Genomic DNA, 24,334 nt, shown 5'->3' with positions numbered 1-24,334 from the left:
ACCTCCAGAATATGCTCCAAACTGTATGTAAAAAACAGTATATATCTATTTTATGCATATTCAAAAAAGGTGTTACTGCTACTAAACTACTCTCCCAACAATTCTCTCAATATATTAAGTATTCTATCATCTGCATTAATGATACCCATTTTTCTACTTCTTTCTGCCATTTCTTTTAATTTAATTTTATCAGATAATAAATTAATAATTTCCTTATTCAATAACTCACCATTTAAATCCTTTTCCAAAATTACAATACCTGCTCCATTTTTCTCTAATGCTCTAGCATTATATTCTTGATGGTTCTCTGTTGTATATGCCTTTGGTATTAGTATACTGGGAATGCCTACTGCAGTTATTTCAGCTATGGCTATTGCACCACCACTAGTTATAGCTACATCAGCAATAGATAATGCCTTTGGTACTTCAAAAAAATATGGATATATTCTAATATTATCTGTTAGCTTATCTACACCTTTTTGTTTCAGGCCTTCCATAAAACTATCATATAGCCTTTTACCAGTTACATGAATAATTTGAATACTAGTGTTGTTTTTATTATTAACAATGACATCAAGCATTGCATCATTAAGCTTTTTCTGGCCCCCACTGCCTCCAAAGCATAATACAAATGGTCTATTAGGATCAATGTTTAAATCCTTATATGCAACTTCTTTATTATATCCTACAATATCCTGACGAATTGGATTGCCTGTTATAACTAACTTATTTACATCCTTAAAATATTTCCTTGATTCCTCAAAGCTGCCTGCAACTTTGTCTACAAATCTGGAAAGAATTCTATTTGTAACTCCTGGAAAAGCATTTTGTTCATGTATAATTGTAGGTATTTTCTTTAGAGCAGCAGTTAAAACAATAGGACCACATACATATCCACCTGTACCTATGACTATGTCAGGCTTAAATTCCTTAATAACTTTTTTTGCATCATTTAGTCCTAAGAATAATTCTTTAATAGATTTAAAGGTATCCTTTGAAAGTTTTCTACTGAATCCCTTTACCCTAATTGTTTTGAATTTAAAACCTTCCTTTGGAACTATCTCTGCTTCTAAACCTTTTTCTGTCCCTACATATAATATGTCTACATTTTTGTATTCCATTTTGATTTTTCTAGCAATAGCTAAAGCAGGATAAATATGCCCTCCTGTGCCTCCGCCTGTAATCAATGCTTTCATGTTCTCAGCTCCTATCTAAATCCGAGTGTCTTGATATATTTAGCAGAATTCCAGCAGCTGCCATATACATCATTAGTGATGTTCCTCCATAGCTTATAAAAGGCAATGTAATTCCTGTAGTAGGCATAGAAGAGGTTACAACTGCTATATGTATCAATGATTGTACTGCAATAAGTGCTATTATTCCTGATGCAAGGTAGCATCCAAATAGGTCCTTCGCACCTAAGGCAATTCTTAAACCTCTCCATATTATAAGAAGAAGTAAAAGCATTACAGTTACACACCCTAAAAAACCTAGTTCTTCACCAATTATTGCAAAAATAAAATCATTGTAGGGTTCAGGAATATAAAAGAATTTCTGCCTACTTTTACCCAAACCTAATCCGAACAGTCCTCCCGAACCTAATGCATAAAGAGATTGAATCGCCTGCCATCCATAATTATCTCTAACTTCTGGTGCAAAGGGATTTAAAAAAGCTGTAAATCTCATCCTTCTAAATTTTTCTCCTACTATAGCTAAAGTACCTCCTGCTATACCCAATACGCCAAGAATAGAAAGATGAAATATATTGGCACCAGCTACAAACAATAGTATAAAAAGAGCCATTCCTAGTGTAGCACTGGTACTTAAATCTCTCTGCATAATTATTAGTCCACAAGAAATCCCAATTATAATTAATGCTGGAATAAATCCTTTAGTGAACTTCTTTACATCATCTTTTCTTCTAGATAAAAATGATGATAGAAAAATAATCGACCCTATTTTAATAGCATCTGATGGCATAAAAGTAGTAAAACCTAAATTAACCCATCTTCTAGCACCATTAAGCTCTATCCCTAATGGAGTAAATATAAGAAATGCTGATATAATTGATAATATAAATATTAGCCTTGCCAACTTGTCAAGCTTCCAGTAATCGAAGTTCATGAAAAATAACATAGCCACTAATCCTATACCACTTGCCTGAAGTTGTTTCTTTAAGAAATGGTATCCATCACCTAATTTGTATAATGCATCAGGCCAACTAGAACTAAAGACCATGATTATTCCGATAAAAACAAGTAAAATCACAGCTATCATCAAGGTAAAGTCACTGGCTCTTTTTTTAGCCATTACTAATCCTCCCTTAAATTCTTTACAGCTTGCTTGAATATTCTTCCCCTTTCCTCATAACTCTTAAACATATCCCAGCTTGCACATGCAGGGGAAAGCAATACATTATCATTAGGAACTGCTAATTCAAAACTTTTATTAACTGCTTCTTCAATACTACTTACTATATATATATTATTAAATTCTTTACTTATTGCAGCATCTTTAATTTTTTCTTTTGTTTCACCTAGTAAAACCAGCGCCTTTACCTTATCATTAAAGCTATCAATAAACTCACCAAAGTCGCTGCCTTTATCCATTCCACCTGCTATAAGTATTATAGGTTTATTTATTGCTTCAATAGCCTTAATGGATGAATCTGGATTTGTGCCCTTTGAATCATTATAAAATTTAACACCAGAAATATTATCTACAAACTCTATTCTATGCTCTACTCCCTCAAACTCTCTAAGTGAACTTGCTATTACCTCGGTTTCAATTCCCATAGCCCATCCGACTGAAACTGCTGCTAAAGCGTTAGAAAGATTATGCTTGCCAGGTATCCTTATATCTCTACTATCCATTACCTTAATAATTTTCTTCCCATCATTTATAATGATCTGATAGTCATAGATATAGACACCTTTTTCTAGTTTATTATCGGCACTAAAATATATCAGGTTTGATTTTATATCCTTCCCCATTTTTCTGAGTAATAAGTCGTCATAATTTAGTATAGTATAGTCATCTTCTCCTTGATTTTTTAATATTTTTTTCTTTGCCTCAACATAATTATCAAATGTTTTATGCCAATTCAAATGGTCAGGAGTAATGTTTGTTATCAGACTTATATTGGGTTTAAAGTATTTAGTGCTTTCTAATTGAAAGCTACTTGCTTCAATAACAAAAATATCTTTTTCATCTGCATTTACAGCCTCCCATAATATGCCTACACCAATATTTCCTGTAACATGATTTTTAAGTCCAGCTTTATTCATCATATTCCCAGTTAAGGCTGTTGTAGTAGTTTTACCATTAGTACCTGTTATAGCGATGAATTTATTTTTAGAAATTCTATAAGCCAATTCTATGTCAGTAACTACTTCAATATTGTTATCTAAAGCTGATTTTATTATAGGTATATCAAGAGGTATACCAGGACTTTTTATTATTAAATCAATTTCACTTAAATCTACATTATTGCTTCCTAGCACAAAGCATATATCTATATCTTTCAGTTCTAATAATTGTTCCTTTAGTTCCTCTTCTGTTTTCATATCAGTTACAGTTATTTTTGAACCTAGTTTATTTAACGCTTTAGCTGTAGATACTCCACTTACAGCTAGACCTAATATTAAAACATTTTTACCTTTTAATTCCATTTTATTCACCTGCTCCTATTAGATTAACTTAAACTATATATTCCTATTAAACATAATACTACTGTGACTGTCCAAAAAACTAGAACTACTTTTGTCTCCTTCCAACCTTTTTGCTCAAAATGATGATGAATTGGAGTCATTAAAAAGACTCTCCTTCTAGTAAGCTTATATGAAGTTACTTGAATCATAACAGATACTATCTCAGCAAAGTATATTCCTCCAACTATAGGTATGATAAGTGGTAGATTTAATAGTACTGCTATTGCTGAAACAGCTCCTCCTAGTGCCATAGAGCCTGTATCCCCCATAAATACTTTTGCAGGATATGAATTGTGCCTTAAAAATCCAAGGCATGCTCCAGATAAAGCAGCTGAGAAAATAGCTATACTGTTCATACCAGCATCTAGTGAAACTAAGCTAAAAAATGATAATACAATTAATGTGACTCCAGATGCTAAACCATCAAGTCCATCAGTAAAATTAACTGCATTTACTGTGCCTAACACTACTACTACAATGAATGGAATGTAAAGTCGTCCTAAATCAAACGTAGTATTTAAAAATGGTACAATGATTTCAGTTCCATAGGCTGAGTACTTCGATGTATAAAGTGCTAGAATAATTGCTAGAATAACCTGTCCTATAAGCTTTTGATATGCTCTCAACCCAAGAGACCTTTTAAGCACTACCTTAATAAAATCATCAATAAAACCTATAAGGCCAAATCCAACAGTGAATAATAATAGTACTATCATGTCCCTGTTAAGCATTCCAGATGATATAGTTGTGATTAACAGGGCACCTACTATTATAATACCCCCCATAGTAGGTGTCCCGCTTTTTTTATAGTGAGTTTTTGGTCCTTCTTCTCTAATGCTTTGTCCTACCTTCAATCTTCTAAGAATAGGTATTAAAATAGGACCTAAAAGCAAGGTTATAGTAAAGGATATAACTATTACTCTAATAATATCTTTGTAGTTTGACATATTACTTCTCCTCCAAATGCAAATTTAATTCATTTATCTAAAAGTTCATTATAATTTTTTTAATGCTTCTTTGACAATTTCTCTTTCGTCAAAATTTAATACTTTATCGCCAATAATCGTGTATGTTTCATGACCTTTGCCTGCTAATAAAATAATATCTTTAGGCTTACTATTCTTAATTGCATATTCTATTGCTTCTTTTCTATCAACAATAGATATATAATTACCATTGACCTTTTTTACACCTTCTATAATATCATCAATAATTTTTTGAGGCTCTTCTGTTCTCGGGTTATCTGAAGTTACAATACAGAAATCGCAATACCTTCCTGCTACTTCTCCCATAGGGGCTCTTTTTGTTCTATCTCTATCTCCGCCTGCTCCAAAAACAATGATTTTTCTTCCTTCTGAAAACTGACTAATAGCTGATAGTACTTTCTCTAGTGCGTCAGCAGTATGTGCAAAATCTATAATAACTGTAAAATCTTGATTCGTAGGAACTAGCTCAAATCTACCTTTAACTCCTTCCACCTTCTCCAGGCCTTCTTTAATATGGCTAATATCTATACCATACACATGTGCGCAAGCTGCAGCTGCTAAACAATTGTATACTGTAAAAATCCCTGGAATTTTCATATTTATATCAGTAGCATTGTTGAAAATATGAAGCTTATAGCTAACACCTGTAGCTTTAAAGCACAAGTCCGTTGCATATACATCAGCCTTAGACTCTATTCCGTAGGTTAATAATGGAATGTTAACTCTAGATAGTTCATCTATAAGTAGCTTACCATACTCATCGTCAATATTTATAATATTATACTTATTTGTCATAAAAAACAGCTTTTTCTTAGCATTATAGTAATTTTCAAAGGTCTTATGATAGTCTAAGTGTTCCTTTGTTATGTTGGTAAAAATCCCCACATCAAAGTCGGTGTTATCAACTCTACTTAACTCCAGCGAATGAGATGATACTTCCATAACACAGTTCTCAATATTAGATTTTATGATTTCATTGAATAATTGTTGAAGCTCCAAAGACTCAGGTGTTGTATTTTTAGTTTTAATATACTTTCCATTTATTTGACAACCTATAGTCCCAACAACTCCTATCTTCTTTCCACTTGCTCGAAAGATTGATTCTATAATATAAGAGGTGCTCGTCTTTCCATTTGTACCTGTTATGCCGATTAAGTAAAATTTTTCAGATGGATTATTATAAAACCCAGAAGATACTTTAGCTAAAGCTTTTCTAGTATCTTTTACCTTAATTATTGTTAAATCAGAGTTTACAAAAACATCTCTTTTGACAATAATAGCTTTTGCCCCATTTTTAATAGCTTCATTTATATAACCATGCCCATCAGCCTTATATCCCTCAATAGCAACAAATACATTCCCTTCTTTAACAGCTCTAGAATCATATGCAATCCCTGTAATATCAATGTCCGTGTGCCCACTTACTGCTTCAATGTCTAGTCCTGAGATAATTATACTAAGTCTCATTTACTCCACCCCACAAAAGTTTACACCCTATAGATAATATCATAAATTTACAAATGAATATAGTCTAGTTAAAAGGCAACTTTCAAACATTTTGCTTGAAGTTGCCTCTTAAGTCAATCCTAATTAACATTGTCAAATCTTACATTTACTAGAGAGTTTAGATCTACTTCTGTTCCAGCCTTTGGCATCTGCCCAACTACTACTCCTGACCCAGAGAATTCAAATCTAAGATTTAATTGATTTAAAACTTCAATTACCTGCTCTCTAGTGGCTCCAGTCAAATCCGGAACTACTATTTTTTCTATATCTTGTCTTTTTGATTCTATATACAAATCAATACTAGATCCTCTCTTAACAACAGAGCCAGGTAAAGGGAATTGGTCTAAAATAACTGAACCTTCCTCTATGAAATATGCATCTGTAGTGTATTTTAATCCTAATGATAAAATTAATCTACTAGCTTCTTTTATGTTTTTATTTCTCACATCTGGAACTGTTACATTTTCCTTTTCATTATCTTCTTTTTCGTCCTCTGTGAATTGAGGTTCAACGTCAAGATAATTTAGTATATCCTTGACTACTTGACCAGCAACTGGTGCAGCTATCTGCCCGCCATAATATCCCCCTGCACTTGGCTCATCTACAATTACGGCTACTACAATTTGGGGGGCATTAGAAGGAGCAACTGCTACAAATGATGCAATATATTTACCATCGGCATAGCGTCCATCTATAACTTTTTGTGCAGTACCTGTTTTACCTCCTACTCTATATCCTGGAACATATGCATTCTTCCCCGTCCCTTCAGAAACTACACTCTCTAATATTTTTAGCATTGTCTTCGAAGTCTCCTCGGAGATAACCTTTCTCTTGACCTCAGGTTTATATTCATGTACAACATTTCCCTCTTCATCCACTAATTCCTTCACTAATCTGGGAACCATTAGATTCCCTCCATTTGCTACTGCAGATATAGCCGTAACAAGCTGAATTGGTGTAACAGCAATTCCTTGACCAAAAGAAATAGTTGCTAGATTTACATCCTTTATTGCACTAGGCCCACTTGGTATTATCCCTGGTGATTCTCCTGTAAAAGGTACTCCTGTTAATTCACCAAATCCAAAGGCTCTCAGATATTCATACATTTTTTCTGCACCAAGTCTTAGCCCTACATCAACAACTACTACGTTACATGAATTTTGAATCCCTTCAACAAAATTCTGGCTACCATGAGGATTGTAATATCTCCAACACTTTATAGGCTTACCACTTTTTACTTGTCTAACGTAACCACTACAATAAAATTGGCTATTAGGAGTTACAACATTTTCCTCAAGACCTACTGCTGCAGTTATTATTTTAAAGGTTGACCCTGGCTCATATACGTCATTAATGGAAAAGTTTCTCCATTTATCAAACCATTTTTTAGTTAATTCCTCTTGAACCAAACCTTCCCAAGCTTTGGCCTCCTCCTCACTAGTTGGCTGCGTAGGATTGTTTGGGTCGTAATCTGGCTTGTTGGCCATAGCCAGTATATCCCCTGTTTTAGGTTCCATTACTAAGATGGCTACATTTTTCGCTTTATGTTTCACTAATACTTCTAGTGCAGCTTTTTCTGCAAAATGTTGTATAGTTTCATCCATTGTCAAAACAACATTTAAGCCATTTTTAGCCTCATAAAGCTTTTCATTATCATATGGAAGCTGTCTTCCTGCAGCATCAGTGGTTTTTACCCATTTTCCTGCTGTTCCTGTCAGATATTTATTGTATGCAGCTTCAATGCCATATTGCCCAACTTGGTCGATATTATTATGACCTATTATATGTGCTGCAAAGCTTCCAAATGGATAATATCTCTTTTTGTCTTCAGCTATCTCTATACCTTTTATATTAGCCTTTCTTAATGCTTCACTTTCTTCCTTCTCTACCCACTGCTTTATCTTAATTAAACTCTGTTTACTAGTTATTTTTTTATATACTTCATCTTCATCAAGCTGTAATATTTCAGCTATTTTTTTTGCATCCTCTTCAGGTTTCTTAATATCAATAGGCCTACACCACACAGTATCTCTACTAATGCTTATTGCAAGTTTTTTTCCATTTCTATCAAGTATAAGTCCTCTTTCAGCCTTTACTGGAATTCCCCTAGTCCATTGTTCCAATGCTTGTTTTTTTAGTTCTTCACCTTGAACAACTTGTATGATTCCCAATCTTACGATCAAAGCGAAGACTAAAAATGATACTAATAGCAAAGTAACAATAAGCCTTCTTTTTGTTGATAAAGTGGGTAACGACACAAAACTAACCTCCTAAAACTTATCAGATATTTTACTAGCTAAATTGTTAAATAAATTAACAAAAGTTAGCTTCTCTTCCCTATTTACTTCTTCAATATTGTTATTGTTGTCTATATCATACCCATTAACACTTACGTATACTATTTGTTCATCCGTAGGGTACATCATTCCAAGTCTACTTTCAGCTTCTGCTTCAATCCATCCAGATTCCTTAATCTTTTCCAAGTCTAGGGAAATATCTAGCCTGTGTTTCTTTAATTGAACTATTTCGTTATCAAGCTTTAATATTTCCATTTTTACCTGGGTAATCTTAGCATAACCAAATAAAACTCCTAGACATATAGCGAGAGTTAATAGCGCAAAACCAAATGCCTTGATTTTAAGATTAGAATTGCTTTTCTTACTTTGTTTAACCCTTTTAGTACTAACTTTTTGGCTTTCCTCAACATATGAGTACACTTCTTTTTTCGCTACTAACAAGTTTATTCACTCCTTTTAATGTTTAGAACATTAAACTTTTTCTCCAATCCTTAACTTTGCACTTCTTGACCTCGGATTAGTTTCAATTTCATTTTTTGATGGTAAAATAGGTTTTCTAGTTATTATTTTTAATTCTTTTTTCTTATTACAGGTACATATAGGCATCTCTGGTGGGCATATACACTCAAGACTTAATTCCTTAAATGTTTCTTTAACAATTCTATCTTCTAGAGAATGAAACGTAATGATACAGATTCGTCCTCCGGTGTTTAACGCTCCTACTGCATTTATTATAGATTCTCTAAGTATTTCTAACTCTTTATTGACTTCTATGCGTATAGCTTGAAATGTTCTTTTAGCAGGATGCGGTCCGTCTTTTCTTGCTCCACTAGGAATAGCTTTCTTTATAATCTCTACTAATTCCCCAGTAGTATCTATGGGTTTTATTTGTCTTTCAGCTCCTATGAACTCTGCTATTCTGGCTGCCCATCTCTCTTCACCATAGTCCTTAATGATCCTTTCTAGCTCTTTTTTAGTGTACTTGTTCACCACATCCCAAGCGCTGAAATCTTGAGAAGTATTCATTCTCATATCAAGAAATGAATCTTTATTGTATGAAAACCCTCTTTCCTCTTGATCTAATTGATGCGATGAAACACCTAAATCTAAAAGCACACCATCTACTCCATCGATGTTCAGTTCTTTGAGAATGATACCTATGTTTTTAAAATTGTTATGTACTATTGTCACCTTACTCATAAATTCATTAAGAACATTAGTAGCTTTTTCTATGGCATTAATGTCTTGATCTATACCTATTAAGCGTCCTGTTTCCAACCTCTTTACTATTTCTTTTGAATGTCCTGCACCGCCAAGAGTACCATCTACATATACTCCGTCTTTCTTGATATTAAGTCCTTCTATTGATTCCTGCAATAATACCGATATGTGCTCAAAATCCATATCATCACCTCATATTTTTAAATCTATTATTTACTACTTAAATTACATATATGACTTAGATACCAAGCTCCGCCATTTTTTCAGCTATTGATTCATAACTAAGATCTTCATCATCATTATATAGTTCCCACTCTTCCTTGCTCCATATCTCAACTCTGTTAGAAACTCCAATGATTACTGCATCTTTATCTATCTTACAATGTTCTCTTAAATTCCCAGGAATAAGAATTCTCCCTTGTTTATCTAATTCACACTCTGTAGCTCCTGAGAAGAAAAACCTCACAAAAGCTCTAGCATCCTTTCGGGTAAGGGGTAAGAGCTTTAGCTTCTCCTCTAAAATTGTCCATTCACTTTTAGGGTAAACAAAAAGGCAATTATCTAGGCCCTTAGTGATGATAAACACATCTCCAAGACCCTCTCTAAACTTTGCAGGTACTATTAACCGTCCCTTGCTATCTATTGAATGTTGATATTCACCAATAAACATATGTTACACCCCATTTGAGGGAATACCCCCCACTTCGTACCACTTTACTCCACTTTATAGTACTATTTCTATATCGTTTCATAAAATCCTGCAAAAACTAAATATTTTTTTTATTTTTTAATAGCTCTTTAGTACCAAAAGTCAGCACTTTTCAACAAAAAAAATCAGCTACCAATTTGGCAGCTTAAACATCATAAAATACAAAAATTTTTCATATTAGTTTTTATCTCAATTTTCTTGATCTAGCAATTCATAATATGAGACTATAAGTTCATCTAATTCCAAGCTAAGTGTATATATCTGGTCATAGCTTTTGTCTTCCAAAATAAATTTATTGAGCTTGTCCCTCATTGCTATAATTTCATCATCAATCCCCATTTGACATATCCCCTTTTCCAAAATACTGTAAAGATTTTATAATACTTCTCTGATGATGTCAATGTAGGTAAATCATAATTTACAATAATTTTCAGTCAAAAAAGTTATATAAATTAACTAATTCAAAGTCAATTATTCAGATTGCTCATCATTACGGGAATCAATTTTTTTTCTAAATACAACGAAAGTAATAGCACAAACTATAATTATTGCTATGCTAATTAATTGTGCAACTCTAATTTGTCCAAGCATCAAACTATCAGTTCTCAATCCCTCAATGAAAAACCTGCCCACGGAATAAAGTGCAAGATAAAGTAAGAAAACTTCTCCCTCCACTTTTTTCTTTCTTCTATACCACATTAAAAATAAAAAAACCAAGAAATTCCATAGTGATTCATATAAAAAAGTTGGGTGTACTCTCTGACCATCTATGAGTATCCCCCAAGGTAAATTAGTAGGACCACCGTGAGCTTCACTATTTGCGTAGTTCCCCCATCTTCCTATAGCTTGCCCTAGGATTATACATGGACCTGCCAAGTCTGCCAGTTTCCAGAAACTTATCTTCTTCACCTTACAAACTATTATTCCAACAATTATTGAAGCTATTAAGGCTCCATGTATAGCTAATCCACCTTCTCTAATATTTATCATCCTGATAAAATCCCCATTATAGTCATCCCAGGTAAATATAACATAGTAAGCTCTAGCTCCAATAATAGCAGCAGGGACTGCAAATAATAGTAAATCTAATATATCATCTTCTTTTATGCCTACTCTTTTAGCTTCTCTCATTGCTATAGCCGTAGCTACTAATAATCCAAAAGAAATTATAATCCCATACCATCTAATTGGAATCCCAAATATTTCAAATGCAACTGGATCCATATATACTCTCCTTTCGTAAAAATTAAAGCCACTATACATCTAGTAGCTTTAATTATATTTTTTTTTAAGTATAAAGTCAATAAACTACTTAGGATTCACAATTGATAAGCAGCAAGTTTTCTCATTTAAAAAATTTTCGCATCTTTTTTCTAAATCATACATGGTTATACTTTCTAGGACATCTAAATATTTAAGCATAGAAAAATTCTTGTAAAAGTAATTTATATAGCTTGTAGCTAGATTATCAATAGAATTTAAGTCCGTAATATGATATCCCATTAGTTTTCTCTTAGTTCTTTCGAAATCATCTTCAGAAATACCTTTCTTCATCACTAACTCTATGTTTTCTAATGCCCTCTTATGGACTTCCTTAGGATTCTTAGATTCTCCTGCCAATATGGCAAAACCGTAGTCTTTATGTCCTAAATACTGAAATCCAAAGTTGTTATTTACTAGTCCTTCTTCATATAACTCCTGATAGAAATCTGCACTATTTCCAAATAATATTTCAAGTAAAATATTTGTACAAATTTCTTTATGTACAAGCTTTTCACCATCATATCCTATATCTAAATCCTTAAAGCCAATATAAAATAAAGGGATAGAAACACTTAGACTTTCCTCTACGATACTTTTATTAATATAATTAGGTTCTTGAACCTTAATTCTTGATATACTCTTTTCAGATTTTTCAGAACTTCTTTGTAATCTCTCAATTATAGATATAGCTTTTTTAAAATCAATATCTCCTATCATAAATAAAAGCATATTGCTAGGATTATAGAATGTATTATAGCATCTATATAATAGCCCCTTATTTATGCTTTTTATGCTTTCTATAGTACCTGCAATATCAATCTTCACTGGATGATTAACATACATGGCAGAAAGACAATTTGAATATACCTTCCAATCAGGAGCATCATTATACATTCTGATTTCTTGTTCAATAATTCCCTTCTCTTTTTCTACATTTTCATTTGTAAAGTAAGGATTCTGAACAAATTTAACTAGTAGTTCTAAATTCTTTTCAAACTCATCTACACATGAAAAAAGATAAGCAGTTTGATTATTGCTTGTGAATGCATTTACGTATGAACCTAATTTAGCAAATTCATCAAAAATACTCACTTCCGGCTCCTCGAAAAGTTTATGTTCTAAAAAGTGTGCTATGCCCTCTGGAACTGTTATTACCTTTTCTTCTCCAATTGGAACGAAAGTGTTATCAATAGAACCATAATTAGTCGAATATATGGCATATTTTTTAACATAGCTTTTCTTAGGCATATAAAAAACTCTTAATCCATTGCTCAATTCTACACTAAGTACCTCTTCATTTAGTCTTTTGCTTTTTATTGAATTTATTCTCAATTCCTCTCACCTCTTGTCTTCATTAGTTAAGAAATAAATAGTATCTAACTTTAATTCTTGACAGGATTTAATAATATCCTCTCTTGTAACTCTTTTGATACTTCTTGCATAAGAATCAAAAGTTCTATTATCATTAGATATCGCATTACTTAAATAAAACTCTGCTACAGCATAGTTATTATCTTGTAGTGTCTTTATTGAAGTCGTGATTGAGTTTTTAGCATCATTTATATCCTCATCAGTAAAATTACCTCGAATCATTTCATCTACTTGATTCTTTACTATTTCCTTTGTCTTCTCAAAGTTGTCAATCTCAATGCCAGAAGATACTAACATAATGGACTTGTGCTTAAGCACTTGTGAATACACATAATAAGCTAGACTTTCTTTTTCTCTTACATTTATAAAGAGTTTAGAATTAGGTCCTCCGCCGAGTATTTCACTTGCAACTATAAAAGCATCAAACAATTTATCCTCATATGGTATATTTATTCTATAGCCTAATATCAATTTCCCTTGACTTACATCCATTTTTTCAAATATGACACTTTTACCACCTTGCATTTTATTTGATATGTTTTCTCTCGGTATATAAATAATGTCTTTTCTATTTAAATCTATCTTTTCACTTAGAATCTTTTTATAGTCTATATCTTCTGTTTTCCCTACTATTGTTATTTCTATAGGACTAGTTTCTAAAACCATTTTATAGTGAGCATAAAGACTTCTATTATCTATTTTCTTTACACTTTCAACATCTCCATACTTATATACGCTAAATTTTTCGCCTCTACACATTTCCTCTATAGCTCTTTCAAAAGCATATTGCTTCTTGTCATTAATTCGTCCTTCGATTCTCTTTACTAGGTTTTCTTTTTCTTGCTCAACATATCTCTCCACAAAAGCCCCGTTATCAATTAAAGGATTATATATAATTTCTATAAGAATATTTAAAAGCTTAGTAGTATAGTTTTCTTCTCCTGTATATTTTCCCTCTGGGCCTTCTATAGAAAACTCAATTATATGCCTTTCCCCTTTCTTATTCACATCAAGACTTAGATTTGCACCATAAAGTTCTTCAAGCTTTTTTTGTATTTCTATAGAGGTCTTATAATTCATACTTCCTCTTTTCAGGACCGCAGGAACTAATGCATTTAATGATGCTTCTACATCTGATAAAGGTCTTACAAAACTAAAGCTAATAAAGGTTGACTTAAACTTGTCTGTATTTATTATGTTTATTCCTATACCTTCACCAATCTCTTTTCTGCTGTACTCCATATATATCCTCCTTAATCTAATCCCATTTTTGAAGATTTGTAAATTCAATTCTATTTTTTAGTTCATAAATAAATAATAAATCATCTAAGAATCCGTCAATTATAGTTACCTTTATACCCTCTGGAATATCCTGCTTTGAAGTTATTTTTTTATATATAGTAGCAATTTCAATATTAGTTACTGAAGGTTTTGTGTATACAACTATTATCTCTCCTAAATTGTAATCTAGTAAGTCACTAAAGGCATCTAAATAATTTGGCTCTATATATTTAAACCAACCTGATTTAATCTTATGCTCATTGATTCCAAGTCCATCTATTAGTTTAGTCCTAATTCTATTTCTAAACATTGAATCTTCTCTTACAGCATTTAGAAAATTATTTTTATTGTATCCAACCTGACCCTCTCCAATTAATAAAATTCCAGTATTTCCAAGATTGTTTTCATTTAGCCGTCTCCTAATAATAGTTTCATAGGAGTTCACTAATGACTCACTATCCCACAATGGTTCTATATATTTCACATCGATATTCAAATTAAATAGTTTCATCTTTTCTACTCTTGATTTCAAAACACTAGATGTATGCCCATCTACCAGAAATACAGGAGCAATTATTACATCCTTATAACCATCATTAGCTATATTAATCAATGCTTCTTCTATATAAGGGGTGTCATATAGATAAGATAAGTAAACTCTAAACCCATTTGACAATAAGGCTTGAAGCTCTGTTGCTACCCCAATAGTGTTTTTCTTGTAGTCACTCTTACCTATACTCTGATAGTATCTCTTATTTTCAAATAAAATAAAGGGAGAAAATAACTTACCGGTTCCATTTATATTGATGTTTTCTATTCCTTTTTTAAAGGAATACATTTCAGGTTCTCCCTCATATACTAATAACACAGCTTTTCCATTAGCATCTTTTTTCCTCCCAGTAGCCATTAATTTTAAAGTATATCCTCTAGTACTAATTAAGATAACTGAAATAAAATAGGATAGGAAAAAGATAATGATAAAATTTAAAAAAGGCCTTACCTTAAATATTTTCTTTCTATCTTTTATCATCATTAGAAAAGTACTAGTTGAAAGAATAAGAAAGATACTCTCTCTTGGTTCGTCTAGAACAAGAAAAAGTATAGCAGTAAACACAAATACAAAAACATAAACTAAGCTTTTATTAAAAAAAATTAGCTTCTTCATATATCTTTATTCACCACACCAATTTAGTTTATATAACTATACTATTTAGCAAATAACAGATATATGAAGAAATCCAATCATAAGACTGGATTTTCAATGTTATTCTGTATTATTTATCTTATTCAATATACTTTCAACATCTTTACTTATGTTATTAATCTGTTCTCCTCTTATTAAGGATTGTTGAACATCATCTAGTTCTACAAATATATTTCTATCTGTAGTAATATCTACGCTCGTAATAGTCGGATTAGACTCTTTTACTATGTTTTCTATTTCATTTCTCATTTCTTCAACGATTATCCCTTCAGATATAATAACTCCCACTAGTGCCTTATCTCCCCAAAATACTACAGTAGCATCAACAATTCCTCTCAAGTCCACTAAAGAATCTGCAGCTGCTTCGCTTTTTATGACTTCTTGATTTACTTCTACAACTCTACTTTCTTGCTGTGTTCTCTCCTGGTCTGTATTATTTCCATTCTCTAAACCTATATCATTTCCAGGTCTTCTAGGAGCTTGACATCCAGATATAACCACTGAAATTAATAAAATAAGTGAAATTATATGTAGCATACGAACTATTTTTTTCATAACTACACCTCCTAAGTTCTAGTTTTCCAAAAAAATATCTTTTTATTATTAAAAATGCTTATTTTAAATTGATGTGGCAAAAATATTGTTGTATAATTTACCTTAGTGCATGAAATTAATTAACATAAAGTGTCGAAAGGAAGATAATAATGAAATTAGGAATTGTAGGGTTGCCTAATGTGGGTAAGAGTACCCTTTTTAATGCTATAACAGCTGCTGGTGCAGAGTCAGCAAACTATCCGTTTTGTACTATAGAGCCTAATGTAGGCGTAGTGGCTGTACCGGACAAAAGATTAGAAGTACTAGCTAAGATTTATAATTCAGAAAAAATACTACCTACTGCAATAGAGTTCTTTGATATTGCTGGACTAGTAAAGGGAGCTAGTAAGGGAGAAGGTTTGGGTAACAAGTTCTTATCTCATATTAGAGAAGTAGAAGCAATAGTACATGTAGTAAGATGCTTTGAGGACGAAAACATCACTCACGTAGAAGGTAGAATTGACCCAATTAGCGATATCGAAATAATAAATATTGAGCTTATGCTTTCAGACTTGGAAGCTATAAGCAGAAGAATACAAAAAACAGAAAAATTAATCAAAGCAGATAAGTCATTACAAAAAGAACTTGATATATTAAATACTATAAAAGATACTATAGAAGCCGGAAGCTCAGTAAGAGCAATTGAGTTTTCAGATGATGAAAAAGCATTTATTAAAGAGTTGAACCTATTGTCTTATAAACCAATCCTATATGTAGCAAATATTTCAGAAGAGGATTTATTATCAAATCCAGAAAATGACTATGTAAAGCAAGTAATAGAATATGCTAGCAAAGAAAAATCAGAAGTGATTGTTGTATCTGCACAAATAGAAGCAGAAATATCTGAGCTAGAGGATGAAGAAAAGAAAAGCTTCCTAAATGATTTAGGACTTAGCGAGTCTGGACTTGATAAGCTAATTAGTGCAAGCTATAAGCTATTGGGTCTAATGAGTTTCTTAACTGCTGGTCCAAAGGAAACTAGAGCTTGGACAATTAAAACAGGAACTAAGGCTCCTCAAGCAGCAGGTAAAATTCACTCTGACATGGAAAAAGGATTTATTAGGGCAGAAGTTGTAAGTTTCGATGATTTAGTGTCCTGCGGTGGATACCCTCAAGCAAGAGAAAAAGGGTTAGTAAGACTTGAAGGAAAAGAATATGTAATGCAAGATGGAGATGTGGTTGTATTTAGATTTAATGTGTAAAAGCAGACTATTATATCAAAACTGTCATACTCCCTATGGTAAATAATTTAAATAATAGTATGACTAACTTAAAAGGCATTGATTTATTTACTTTATTAAATCAATGCCTTTTCTAAATTAATTTATATTCCCATCATCCTACTTAGTATCCCATCTTCTACAATAATATCCTGCAATACATAAATAGGTATTGAAAAATATGGAAAGCCTGCTACATATGGCGAAATTTCATATAGCTGAAAGAAGATTATAAGATTGTTGTCTACAATATAAAAATCTTGGTCTGGTCTGATACTTTTGAATTCTTCTAGTACAGGTATGTCTCTTTCTATAATCTCTCGTGAAACAATTTCAGATATTCTCTCAACATAGCCACTATCTTGCTTAAACAGCTCTTCTAGCCTATAAACCTTTCCCGAAGATACATCCATGTTTAAAGCTTTGATTATAGTCATAGGATGTGCCCCTCCAAAGTTTCCTAACTGTCCTAGTGTAAGACTCAAAAAATTCCTTTCATTTGCTTTAATTTCATATGAGCCTGTAATATAGGTTGTAAACTGAGGATGCCTTAGTTCTGAAGCAATATCTAACATAAGCTTGTAGATTTCTTCATTTATCTTCCTCTGTGCAGCAGGATTTTCTAACCCAATAACCATAGGATATAAAACATCTGTAGTAGGAATATAGTACCTATAAGTTTGAATCTTAACGGGTAGATACTTAAAATCCATATTTCCACCTTCCTAACTTACATAATAATTTACCATAAATAAAAAACTAATTATTAATAGATTATGTAAGTTAGCGGATTTGGTGACTGTGAATATAGTTTAGTTTTTTTCTATTTCGTCTGTAAGTTGTATAATTTGGTCTATAAGACTTCCTATATACTCTATAGTGTCTAGTAGCGGATTATCTGTAGTTATATCTACTCCAGCCATTTTAGCAAGCTCTACAGGTGTTTTAGTACCTCCTGCCTTTAATACATTTTTCCAATCCTTGACTGCTTTTTCTCCTTCAGTTAGTATTCTTTGACTTACTTGAGTTGCTACTGTAAGTCCTGCACTATATGTGTATGGATAAAGTCCCATATAATAGTGAGGCTGTCTCATCCAAGTCAATTCTGCTCCCTCATTAATAATTACAGAATCTCCCCAGAATTTTTCTAATATACTTTTCTTGATTTCGCTAAGCATTTGAGCATGAACACTTCCACCTGCATCTATAATTTTGTAAACTTCTCTTTGATAAGCAGCCTCAAGTAAATGTGTAACAAAGTTATGATAATAGGTATTACTTACCATTGATGATAGCACCCATCTCTTAAATCTAGGGTCATCCTGCTGCTTCATTAGATAATTAGTTAAAAGCATTTCATTTATAGTTGAAGGGGCTTCTATAAAATATAGTGATGGAGATTCGTTGAATAAATTATTGTGCTGTTGCGATAACATAAAATGCCCTGCATGACCTAATTCATGAACTAGTGTAAATACTTCGCTCATAAGTCCATTCCATGAAAGAAGAATATATGCATGCACTCCATAAGGTGTTGCACAGAAGCCTCCCGTTGATTTGCCTATGTTTTGAGCAAAATCTATCCACCTTTCATCATAGGCTCTCATAACTAAGTTAAGATAATCTTCACCCATAATAGATAGTGCACCCTTAATATACTTTTTAGATTCTTCTATGGTTACCTTAGGATCGTAATCTGGATCTATGGATACTTTAAGGTCTGCAAATGTAACTTCGTCTAAATCATATATTCTCTTAATAAGTCCTGCATATTTTCTCATATGAGGTGCCAACTTTTCCATTATTACATCTATTTGTCTATCATAAAGCTCTCTATCAACCTTCTGCTCAAATAATAAATAGTCAAAAACAGAATCAAATTTTCTCATTGCAGATATGATTTTTTCTTTTTGAAGTTGAGTCTGATATGCAGATGATACTGTATTTTCATACTCTTTAATTTTCTTTGAAAATGCATTAAATGCTTTTCTTCTTACTTCTGTACTTTTTTCACCTTGGTAAGTATTTTCAAATAATACAAAGCTAAGAGGATACTCTTTGCCATTTACTTCAAAATTGTCAAAGCTCATATCTGCTAATTTAGCTTGATTATATAAAGCATAAGGAAACTCTAATATTGGTGACAGACTTGCAAGAGCTTTCTCAACCTCGGGATGCAGTTTATGGGGTTTACCTCTCTTTATATCTTCAAGAAAAATCCTATACTTTTCTGTTTTATTCATAGCTTCATCAAGTATTCTGTCATCTATTTCCTTTAATTCACTTTCAATAAAGGTAAGTCTACTAAAGGCTTCTGAAAGTACCATATCATTTTTCGATGCTCTCATTTGACTATCAGTATTGGTTTGATCTACTGATAATGCTAGAGAAGCATAGGTGCCTGTCAGTATTCCTTTAATATATAACTTCTCTGCTTTTTCAATACATTCTAATATAATTTCTGGATCATCTAGCTTACCTTTGTATATACTTTCCATAGTCTTTGACTCTTCAACAATTTCTTTCATTGCCACTTCATATTCTTCGTCTGTTTTAAAGATATGGGATAAGTCCCAAGTTAATGATACATCTATTTCTTTACGTGGCTTTAGTGCATTTTCCATCTCAACAACCCCTTTTTTATAAAATTATGTATATATAACTATATTATCTTAAATGGTTAAAAAAACAAACTTTTTTATTATGAATAGAGGCATTCCATTGATAATTTTATTTACAGAACTTAACTTTTTTAATCTTCAAAAAAATTCCATATTTTTTTATCAGATACTCTTCTTTATTATCTTTTTAAATGAAAATATGATTTGATTAGAGAGGCAAATTGATGTACTATATTTTTTGTGGCAAAAATGAAAGTAAGAAATAGGGAAACAGATGAAGCAAATATTAAGTAAATAAAACAGATTATTTATTAATTTTGTTATATAATTAATGATAGTTTGATTGAATTGTAGAGGGGCAGAAGAAAAATGAATGAAAGCATAAAGACAAATTCAAAAGAAATTAGAAATAAAATATTATCAATGATTTTACCAATTACTATGGAAAACATCCTTCAAATGCTGGCTGGCTTTGTTTCTATGGCTATGATTGGAAGAATTGATGCAATAGCTGTAGGAGCACTAGGAATCAGTCAAAGACTAACTCAAATTGTTTGGGCATTATTTAAAGGAGTAACTACTGGAGCATCTGTTTTTGTAGCCCAAGCCTATGGAGCAAATAATATTAAAAAACTAAAGAGTGTAGTGCAACAAACACTTTTGTCTACTATTGTATTAGTAATAATTTTTCAGCAAATTATCTTCTGGAAGGCTTCATCTCTTTTAAGTATATTTAATCCTTCTACAGAACTTATGGCTAGTGCTACTTCTTATTTAAAAATAGTCTCATGGGGACTGCCTTTTCTAGCAATCTCTCTTGTGGTAACAGGAGTATTGCAAGGAATGGGTAATGCAAAAACCCCTATGAAAATTGCTTTTATAATGAATATAGTAAATATCGCATGTGGATTTGTATTTATTTTTGGAAAATTTGGGTTGCCAGCATTAGGTCTTAAGGGAGCAGCATTGGCAACTGTTATTGCTCAAGCAACTGCTGCCTTATTGGGATTATATGTTCTATTTGATAAAAATGGTGTTCTTGGCACAATGTATAATAAAAGCTTCTTTGAGTTAGATTTCAAAGAAATATTCTCAGTTTATAAAGTCGGAATGCCCAGTGCTTTTGAATCAATATTCTGGCAAATATCAGCTATTATATTAACTAAGATTATCTTATCTTTTGGAGAAACTGCACTAGCTGCATATCAACTAGGACTCCAAGCAGAATCGATCTCCTATATGCCCGCAGCAGGTTTTGGTATTGCTGCTACAGCTTTTATAGGTCAAGCATTAGGCTCAAAAAATAAAACATTAGGTAAAATTTATTTCAGGGAGCTTATAAAAGGAACTTTACTCATAACTATATTCACTGCAGGAATTCTAATTTTCTTTCCAGGGGGAGTTATGAGACTATTAACAGATGATCTAGAAGTAATAAAAATAGGTTCTGTATATCTTGTTATTATGGGTCTAGTGCAAATTCCTCAAAATATCTCAGGAGTTTTAAACGGCGCTCTAAGAGGTGCAGGTTTTACTAGGGTTCCTATGATAGTTGCAGGTGTTGGAATATGGGGAATTAGGATACCATTTGCGCTTTTAATGACAAATTATTTTAAGCTTGATATTAAAGCGATATGGATTGTACTAGGTGTTGACTTAATTTGTAGATTTTTATTAAGCTTAATGTTATATAAGACTAGGAACATTTACGAACAAGAGCTTATAATTGAAGCAAAAACTTCACATTCAAATATATAGCAAAAAACATGTGACTTGCACATGTTTTTTTATACAAATTATTTGAACAAAGCCCCTATTCCTATAGCAAAAACTTGTACAATATTTAAAATCATAAAGTTTTTGACTGCTAAAACAAATGTATCTTTTTTGGTTTGCTTTTCAAAAAACAATTTTATATTTTTGCTTACTGGTATATATGTAAGTAAAGATATTACCGAAACTATAGGAACTACTCCCAAGAGTATAAGTAAAATTACATCCAAATACGCAGCTATATACAATGTTCTAAATAGCCTTAATGCCTTTTCTTTTCCTATGAAAATTGGTAAGGTATATCTTTTATTTACAATATCATCTTCCATATCACAGGTATTGTTAGCTAGCATTATATTTGCAATTCCATTAATGGTTGGTATGCATAACAGAAATATATACAAGAATTCTTTCATATTAAGTCCAAGATTTAAAACTCCATTTGTGAATGTATAAAAAATAATATTATTATCATATACATGAATAAAAATTGAAATAAACACTATTACGAAACCCATAAATAGCCCCGAGAATATTTCTCCTAATGGCATGTGAGATATAGGTATAGGTCCATAAGAATATAGCACTGATGCTCCAAAAGATATAGCTCCAAGTATTAAAACAATGAAGTTAGTATTTATATATAAGAGGATACCAAAAACTATGGCTATTAAAAATAATAACACTATAGTAGCAATTACTACAGATTCATTTAATTTATACTTAACTATTGCATTATGCTTTTCATAATTATATCCGTACTTCTTTATAGCCTTTCTATAATCCATGTAATTGTTAATAGCTGTAGTTCCCATATCTACTGTAATTAATGATACAAACATTATGATAAAATTCTTTGGATTGAAGCTATTGAACCTATAAATAGTGTAGACTGTTCCGAGAAAAAATGGAATTACACTAGCTGCTTTTGTTTGAATTTCTACGAGCTTAAGAAAACTTGATATTGTCATGCTTTTTATTACCTCCTGTGCACTAACAGTCTAAAAATGTTCAATAAGCGTGCTGTTAACTAAAAAGATGTTCCTTAAAGCTCGATACTTTCCCCAAAAGATAGTATTTTTACTTTTGCTTCCTTTACTTTGCCTGCAAATACAGTTGGATCAGCTTTTATTACTGGGAAAGTATTATAATGCATAGGCACTACAACTTTGGGTTTAATAAAGCCTACTGCTTTTGCTGCATCCTCTATATCCATTGTATAATTCCCACCTATTGGAATAAAAGCTAAGTCTATGTCTTCACTTTCTAACAGCTGCATATCTAATGTAAGCCCCGTATCTCCTGCATGGTAGATTTTTTTGTTTTCTATTTCAATTACAAACCCACAAGGATTACCGCCATCAATAATTTCTTCTCCATCTGTTATTCCAGAACCATGTAGTGCTGGTGTCATCTTAACCTTTCCAAATCCAAAATTATATGTTCCTCCAATATGCATAGTATGTATGTTTAAATCGTATCTAGCTAAATAATTTCCAATTTCAAAATTACAGATTACTGTAGCCCCCCATTTCTTTGCAATTTCAACTGTATCTCCCAAATGATCTCCGTGACCATGAGTTATAAATATGTGTGTAATATTCTTTAAATCATCAACCTTGATTGGACAGTTTGGATTTCCAGAAATAAATGGATCAATTACTGCATTTATTTCTTTACCTTCAATTAAAACTACAGCATGACTAAGATATTGAACTCTCATCAAATCATCCTTTCCATTTTTAGTAATCATACTTAATATTATTATATTATATTGTATCCTACACAATACTTTCAACTACAACCCATAGTTATATACAAACAAGTAAATTAAATGAAAAGTAGAGTAGCTAATATAAAATATGTCTGCTACTCTACTGGTTTATAATATTCTTATTAATAGCTATTGTCAGATGCCTCTAAGCCTTTAACTATTTCTACAGAAGAACTAGCACCTATTCTTGAAGCACCAGCTCCTATCATTTCGTTGACCTTTTTTGAATCTCTTATTCCACCTGATGCCTTTACTCCAATGTCTGGTCCTACTACCCTTCTCATTAACTTAATATCTTCTACAGTAGCTCCTCCAGTACTAAAGCCAGTAGATGTTTTCACGTAATCTGCACCAGCCTCTACTGATAATCTGCATGCAATTTCTTTTTCTTCATCTGTAAGCAGTGAAGTCTCAATAATAACCTTAACTAACGCCTTTCCTTTTGCAACATTTACTACTGCTTCTATATCCTGTTTCACTATATCATATTCTTTATTCTTAAGTGCACCTATATTAATAACCATGTCTAGCTCATCAGCACCATTTTCTATAGCGTCTTTCGCCTCAAAGGCTTTTACTTCTTTTGTAGTGCTTCCTAGTGGAAAACCTATTACTGAAGTAACTTTAACTTGAGTCCCTTGTAATTGCTCTTTTACAAAGCTTACATAGTATGGATTAACGCAAACTGATGCAAATTTATATTCTTTTGCTTCATCACAAACCTTTCTCACCATTTCCTTGGTAGTCTCAGGTTTTAATATTGTATGATCAATCATTGAAGCAATCTTTTTCATGTATTTCCCT

The 24,334-nt window shown here is 32.0% G+C and carries 22 protein-coding genes; 2 read left to right on the top strand and 20 right to left on the bottom strand.

Annotation, left to right across the window (positions count from 1 at the left end; all coding sequences use genetic code 11):
* Positions 1-86: 86 nt before the first annotated feature.
* The 15 genes from murG to DW1_RS08075 form a co-directional block, all read right to left on the bottom strand.
* Positions 87-1,196 (bottom strand): undecaprenyldiphospho-muramoylpentapeptide beta-N-acetylglucosaminyltransferase, encoded by a 1,110-nt coding sequence (gene murG, locus DW1_RS08145; RefSeq protein ID WP_074350115.1) that lies wholly within the window; start codon positions 1,194-1,196, stop codon positions 87-89.
* A gap of 4 nt (positions 1,197-1,200) precedes the next feature.
* On the bottom strand, positions 1,201-2,310 hold the full coding sequence (gene ftsW, locus DW1_RS08140; RefSeq protein ID WP_074350114.1) for a putative lipid II flippase FtsW: 1,110 nt from the start codon (positions 2,308-2,310) through the stop codon (positions 1,201-1,203).
* Between the two features lie 2 nt (positions 2,311-2,312).
* Positions 2,313-3,671: a UDP-N-acetylmuramoyl-L-alanine--D-glutamate ligase gene (murD, locus tag DW1_RS08135; RefSeq protein WP_074350113.1), complete on the bottom strand. Its 1,359-nt coding sequence runs from the start codon at positions 3,669-3,671 to the stop codon at positions 2,313-2,315.
* A 23-nt stretch (positions 3,672-3,694) separates the two neighbouring features.
* The gene (gene mraY, locus DW1_RS08130; protein ID WP_074350112.1) at positions 3,695-4,657 is read right to left on the bottom strand and encodes a phospho-N-acetylmuramoyl-pentapeptide-transferase; all 963 of its coding nucleotides are present in this window, start codon (positions 4,655-4,657) and stop codon (positions 3,695-3,697) included.
* Between the two features lie 48 nt (positions 4,658-4,705).
* Positions 4,706-6,163 (bottom strand): UDP-N-acetylmuramoyl-L-alanyl-D-glutamate--2,6-diaminopimelate ligase, encoded by a 1,458-nt coding sequence (locus tag DW1_RS08125; RefSeq protein WP_074350111.1) that lies wholly within the window; start codon positions 6,161-6,163, stop codon positions 4,706-4,708.
* Between the two features lie 119 nt (positions 6,164-6,282).
* Positions 6,283-8,460, bottom strand: coding sequence for a stage V sporulation protein D (locus DW1_RS08120; protein WP_074350110.1), 2,178 nt, complete (start codon positions 8,458-8,460; stop codon positions 6,283-6,285).
* Positions 8,461-8,472: 12 nt separating this feature from the next.
* Positions 8,473-8,940 (bottom strand): FtsB/FtsL family cell division protein, encoded by a 468-nt coding sequence (locus tag DW1_RS08115; RefSeq protein WP_074350109.1) that lies wholly within the window; start codon positions 8,938-8,940, stop codon positions 8,473-8,475.
* 30 nt (positions 8,941-8,970) lie between these two features.
* Entirely contained in the window at positions 8,971-9,903 is a 933-nt protein-coding gene (gene rsmH, locus DW1_RS08110; protein ID WP_074350108.1) for a 16S rRNA (cytosine(1402)-N(4))-methyltransferase RsmH, read from the bottom strand.
* A 55-nt stretch (positions 9,904-9,958) separates the two neighbouring features.
* On the bottom strand, positions 9,959-10,390 hold the full coding sequence (gene mraZ, locus DW1_RS08105; RefSeq protein WP_074350107.1) for a division/cell wall cluster transcriptional repressor MraZ: 432 nt from the start codon (positions 10,388-10,390) through the stop codon (positions 9,959-9,961).
* A 228-nt stretch (positions 10,391-10,618) separates the two neighbouring features.
* On the bottom strand, positions 10,619-10,768 hold the full coding sequence (locus DW1_RS08100; protein WP_074350106.1) for a Spo0E family sporulation regulatory protein-aspartic acid phosphatase: 150 nt from the start codon (positions 10,766-10,768) through the stop codon (positions 10,619-10,621).
* 132 nt (positions 10,769-10,900) lie between these two features.
* Entirely contained in the window at positions 10,901-11,653 is a 753-nt protein-coding gene (lgt, locus tag DW1_RS08095) for a prolipoprotein diacylglyceryl transferase (protein WP_074350105.1), read from the bottom strand.
* Positions 11,654-11,737: 84 nt separating this feature from the next.
* Entirely contained in the window at positions 11,738-13,024 is a 1,287-nt protein-coding gene (locus DW1_RS08090) for an EF-P 5-aminopentanol modification-associated protein YfmH (RefSeq protein ID WP_242942459.1), read from the bottom strand.
* 6 nt (positions 13,025-13,030) lie between these two features.
* The gene (locus tag DW1_RS08085; RefSeq protein ID WP_074350104.1) at positions 13,031-14,305 is read right to left on the bottom strand and encodes an EF-P 5-aminopentanol modification-associated protein YfmF; all 1,275 of its coding nucleotides are present in this window, start codon (positions 14,303-14,305) and stop codon (positions 13,031-13,033) included.
* A gap of 16 nt (positions 14,306-14,321) precedes the next feature.
* On the bottom strand, positions 14,322-15,509 hold the full coding sequence (locus DW1_RS08080) for a ferrochelatase (protein ID WP_074350103.1): 1,188 nt from the start codon (positions 15,507-15,509) through the stop codon (positions 14,322-14,324).
* A gap of 99 nt (positions 15,510-15,608) precedes the next feature.
* On the bottom strand, positions 15,609-16,103 hold the full coding sequence (locus tag DW1_RS08075) for a YhcN/YlaJ family sporulation lipoprotein (protein ID WP_074350102.1): 495 nt from the start codon (positions 16,101-16,103) through the stop codon (positions 15,609-15,611).
* Between the two features lie 149 nt (positions 16,104-16,252).
* On the opposite strand from DW1_RS08075, the gene ychF reads away from it, so the two are divergent.
* Entirely contained in the window at positions 16,253-17,344 is a 1,092-nt protein-coding gene (gene ychF, locus DW1_RS08070; protein ID WP_074350101.1) for a redox-regulated ATPase YchF, read from the top strand.
* Positions 17,345-17,466: 122 nt separating this feature from the next.
* Here the strand turns inward: ychF and DW1_RS08065 are convergent, their stop codons facing one another.
* Together DW1_RS08065 and pepF are read right to left on the bottom strand one after the other, a co-directional pair.
* Positions 17,467-18,075, bottom strand: coding sequence for a DUF3298 and DUF4163 domain-containing protein (locus DW1_RS08065; RefSeq protein WP_074350100.1), 609 nt, complete (start codon positions 18,073-18,075; stop codon positions 17,467-17,469).
* 99 nt (positions 18,076-18,174) lie between these two features.
* Positions 18,175-19,986: an oligoendopeptidase F gene (gene pepF / locus DW1_RS08060; RefSeq protein WP_074350099.1), complete on the bottom strand. Its 1,812-nt coding sequence runs from the start codon at positions 19,984-19,986 to the stop codon at positions 18,175-18,177.
* A 366-nt stretch (positions 19,987-20,352) separates the two neighbouring features.
* Between pepF and DW1_RS08055 the strand changes: the two genes are divergently transcribed.
* The gene (locus DW1_RS08055) at positions 20,353-21,741 is read left to right on the top strand and encodes an MATE family efflux transporter (RefSeq protein ID WP_074350098.1); all 1,389 of its coding nucleotides are present in this window, start codon (positions 20,353-20,355) and stop codon (positions 21,739-21,741) included.
* A gap of 38 nt (positions 21,742-21,779) precedes the next feature.
* Here the strand turns inward: DW1_RS08055 and DW1_RS08050 are convergent, their stop codons facing one another.
* The 3 genes from DW1_RS08050 to deoC form a co-directional block, all read right to left on the bottom strand.
* The gene (locus DW1_RS08050; RefSeq protein ID WP_074350097.1) at positions 21,780-22,727 is read right to left on the bottom strand and encodes a prenyltransferase; all 948 of its coding nucleotides are present in this window, start codon (positions 22,725-22,727) and stop codon (positions 21,780-21,782) included.
* Between the two features lie 74 nt (positions 22,728-22,801).
* Positions 22,802-23,509, bottom strand: a complete 708-nt coding sequence (locus DW1_RS08045) for a metal-dependent hydrolase (RefSeq protein WP_242942458.1) — start codon at positions 23,507-23,509, stop codon at positions 22,802-22,804.
* A gap of 143 nt (positions 23,510-23,652) precedes the next feature.
* Positions 23,653-24,324, bottom strand: a complete 672-nt coding sequence (gene deoC / locus DW1_RS08040; RefSeq protein WP_074350095.1) for a deoxyribose-phosphate aldolase — start codon at positions 24,322-24,324, stop codon at positions 23,653-23,655.
* Between the last annotated feature and the right edge of the window lie 10 nt (positions 24,325-24,334).

Source organism: Proteiniborus sp. DW1 (assembly GCF_900095305.1).
Classification (GTDB): domain Bacteria; phylum Bacillota; class Clostridia; order Tissierellales; family Proteiniboraceae; genus Proteiniborus.
This window is presented reverse-complemented; position numbering and strand designations above follow the sequence as displayed.

What these genes read in the sequence shown, in the direction of transcription:
- murG (WP_074350115.1), bottom strand. Translation starts at nt 1,196, where the DNA reads ATGAAAGCATTGATTACAGGCGGAGGCACAGGAGGGCATATTTATCCT.
- ftsW (WP_074350114.1), bottom strand. Translation starts at nt 2,310, where the DNA reads ATGGCTAAAAAAAGAGCCAGTGACTTTACCTTGATGATAGCTGTGATT.
- murD (WP_074350113.1), bottom strand. Translation starts at nt 3,671, where the DNA reads ATGGAATTAAAAGGTAAAAATGTTTTAATATTAGGTCTAGCTGTAAGT.
- mraY (WP_074350112.1), bottom strand. Translation starts at nt 4,657, where the DNA reads ATGTCAAACTACAAAGATATTATTAGAGTAATAGTTATATCCTTTACT.
- DW1_RS08125 (WP_074350111.1), bottom strand. Translation starts at nt 6,163, where the DNA reads ATGAGACTTAGTATAATTATCTCAGGACTAGACATTGAAGCAGTAAGT.
- rsmH (WP_074350108.1), bottom strand. Translation starts at nt 9,903, where the DNA reads ATGGATTTTGAGCACATATCGGTATTATTGCAGGAATCAATAGAAGGA.
- mraZ (WP_074350107.1), bottom strand. Translation starts at nt 10,390, where the DNA reads ATGTTTATTGGTGAATATCAACATTCAATAGATAGCAAGGGACGGTTA.
- DW1_RS08100 (WP_074350106.1), bottom strand. Translation starts at nt 10,768, where the DNA reads ATGGGGATTGATGATGAAATTATAGCAATGAGGGACAAGCTCAATAAA.
- lgt (WP_074350105.1), bottom strand. Translation starts at nt 11,653, where the DNA reads ATGGATCCAGTTGCATTTGAAATATTTGGGATTCCAATTAGATGGTAT.
- DW1_RS08085 (WP_074350104.1), bottom strand. Translation starts at nt 14,305, where the DNA reads ATGGAGTACAGCAGAAAAGAGATTGGTGAAGGTATAGGAATAAACATA.
- DW1_RS08080 (WP_074350103.1), bottom strand. Translation starts at nt 15,509, where the DNA reads ATGAAGAAGCTAATTTTTTTTAATAAAAGCTTAGTTTATGTTTTTGTA.
- DW1_RS08075 (WP_074350102.1), bottom strand. Translation starts at nt 16,103, where the DNA reads ATGAAAAAAATAGTTCGTATGCTACATATAATTTCACTTATTTTATTA.
- ychF (WP_074350101.1), top strand. Translation starts at nt 16,253, where the DNA reads ATGAAATTAGGAATTGTAGGGTTGCCTAATGTGGGTAAGAGTACCCTT.
- DW1_RS08065 (WP_074350100.1), bottom strand. Translation starts at nt 18,075, where the DNA reads ATGGATTTTAAGTATCTACCCGTTAAGATTCAAACTTATAGGTACTAT.
- pepF (WP_074350099.1), bottom strand. Translation starts at nt 19,986, where the DNA reads ATGGAAAATGCACTAAAGCCACGTAAAGAAATAGATGTATCATTAACT.
- DW1_RS08055 (WP_074350098.1), top strand. Translation starts at nt 20,353, where the DNA reads ATGAATGAAAGCATAAAGACAAATTCAAAAGAAATTAGAAATAAAATA.
- DW1_RS08050 (WP_074350097.1), bottom strand. Translation starts at nt 22,727, where the DNA reads ATGACAATATCAAGTTTTCTTAAGCTCGTAGAAATTCAAACAAAAGCA.
- DW1_RS08045 (WP_242942458.1), bottom strand. Translation starts at nt 23,509, where the DNA reads ATGATTACTAAAAATGGAAAGGATGATTTGATGAGAGTTCAATATCTT.
- deoC (WP_074350095.1), bottom strand. Translation starts at nt 24,324, where the DNA reads ATGAAAAAGATTGCTTCAATGATTGATCATACAATATTAAAACCTGAG.